This is a genomic window from Streptomyces sp. NPDC002754, from assembly GCF_053592315.1.
This window is the reverse complement of the sequence record NZ_JBSFVM010000090.1, coordinates 1-2,471: the sequence shown is the minus strand read 5'-3', so window position 1 is coordinate 2,471 and position 2,471 is coordinate 1. Positions and strand designations below refer to the sequence as shown.

The following is a 2,471-nucleotide window of genomic DNA, read 5'->3' as shown; positions in this document are numbered from 1 at the left end:
GGCGCGGTATCCGGGTACTCCCCCAACCCGTCGAGGACGCCCGCGTCCACCACCACACCCACACCGGCATCCGCAAGCATGAACTCCACACGCTCACGCGGCAGTTCAGCATCCACCGGGACGTACGCCGCCCCCGCCTTCCACACACCAAGAATCCCGGCAACCATCTCCGCGCCACGCGGCAGACGAAGCCCCACCACCGACTCCGCACCCACACCCCGACCACGCAACCAATGCGCCAGCCGATTCGCCCACACATCCAACTCGCCGTACGACACCTCAACACCGTCCGACACCACCGCCACCACACCCGGAGCCGCAGCCACCCACGCCTCGAACAACCCCACCACCGACGAACCAGCCACACCCGACGCCGCGTCAGTGTCCGTGCCCGTGCCCGTGCCCGTGTCATTCCACTCCACCAGGAGCCGATCCCGCTCACCCGGGCCGAGGATGTCCACCTCCCGCAGAGCGATCTCCGGAGTGGCGCCGTCGAGGGTCCCGGCGAGGGCGGTGACCGTGTTCTCCACGGCGGTGCGCATCAGGCGGCCCACCGCGCCCGGGTCGATGGAGTCGTACGACTGGACGCTGATGATCATCTGCTCGCGGGCGATGTCGTCCACCGACACGGCGAGGGGGTAGTTGGTCCGTTCCTGGACGAGCACACTACGGACGCCCTCGAACCCCTGGCGGCCGGCGTCGTCCGCGCCGCGCCACAGATGCCGGTAGTTGAACAGCGAGGTGAACAGGGGCGCGTCGCCCACGATCCCGCTGGCGTGCTGGGCGATGGCCAGCGGCGCGTGCTCGTGCTCCAGAAGTGCCGCCAGTTGGCCGCGCATGTCCTCGACCGCCGTCCGGACGCCCAGTCGGCCGGTCTGGACGCGTACGGGCAGGGTGTTGATGAACGGGCCCAGCACGCGGTCGGTTCCCTCGCCGGCGTTCATTCGACCGAGCAGCACCGTCCCGAAGACCACGTCGTCGCGACCGGATAGCACGCCGAGGACCCGCGCCCAGGCCACGTGCAGCACCGTGGCCGGGCTGACTCCGAGGCGTTGGGCGACGTCCCGCAGTCGAAGGACGACCTCGCCGTCCACAGGAGCCAGTTCAGTGATCGCGTCGGTGCCGCTGCTCCGCACATCGAGCTGCCCGTACGGCGCCGTCGGCTCCGTGACGTCGCTGAGCAACTCGGCGAAGAAGCGCTCGTGTTCGGCCCGGGGGATGCGCCGGGTCCTGGCGACGACGTCGCGGAAAGGCAGCGGCGCGGCGAGCCGGTCGGCACGTCCGGCCAGCATCGCCCGCAGTTCCTGGAGCAACACATCCAGGCTCAGCCGGTCCTGCGCGAGGTGATGCATCCGCACGAGGCCCAGCCACCGGCCGTCCGCCACCTCGGCCACATGCAGGTCCATCAACGGAGCACGGCCCAGGCTCAACACCGAGCCGGCCGCGGCGAGCAGAGCGGCGGCCGAGTCGCCGTCGACAGGGGGCAGTTCGTGCTCGACGACGGGCATGACCGCGCGGCGCGACACCACCTGGACGGGCTCGCGCAGCCCTTCCCACACCACCGCCGTGCGATAGATGTCATGGCGGTCCACGATCTGCTGCAAGGCACGCGCCACCGCGTCCAGCCGCTCGCGGGTGTCGAACTCGACCACCTGAGCGGTGACGTACACGTCGACGCCGTCATCCGCCAACAGGTGGTGGAACAGCATGCCTTCCTGCAACGGCGTCAGCGGGTACATGTCCGCGACGTTGGCCGCGCCGCCCTCCACCGCCGTCACCACCCGGTCGATCTCCGCCTGGGAGAGTTCGACCAGCGACAGCATGTCGGGCGTGATCCGCTCGGCGTCGGCAGAGATGAGGTTCTCCGGCGTCGGGAACGCCTCGGCATCGGTCGCACCCGCCAGGCCGGCCGGGGTCGGCGTCTCGAACAGCGCGCGCACCGGTACCGTCACGCCCCGCACCCGCAGCCGCTCGACCAGCCGTATCGCCAGGAGTGAGTGGCCGCCGAGCCGGAAGAAGTCGTCGTCCATGCCGACCGCGTCCAGCCCCAGCACCTGAGCGAAGACCTCGCAGAGGATCTCCTCTCGCACGGTCGCCGGACCCCGACCGGCGCCCGCGACGTATTCCGGCGCGGGTAGTGCTTTGCGGTCCAGTTTTCCGTTGACGGTCAGCGGGAGTTCGTCGAGCGGGACGAAGGCGGCGGGCACCATGTACTCCGGCAGCCGGGTCGCGGCGAACTCCCGTAGCCCGCCCGCCTCTTGACCGGCGGAGAGCACTACGTAGGCGACCAGTCGCAGATCCCCCGGGGTGTCCTCGCGCGCCAGGACCGCAACCTGGTCCGCTTCGGGATGGCACAGGAGGACTGCCTCGATCTCGCCCGGCTCGATACGGAAACCACGCACCTTCACCTGCTCATCGGACCGGCCCAGGAACACCAACTGCCCAGCCGGAGACCACTTGACCACGTCCCC

Annotated in this window: 1 protein-coding gene; it reads right to left on the bottom strand. The window is 70.1% G+C overall.

From position 1 onward, the window contains the following. Positions 1 to 2,471 (bottom strand): condensation domain-containing protein (locus ACWD2L_RS40990; protein ID WP_351346108.1); only part of this gene is annotated, 2,471 nt, incomplete at both ends.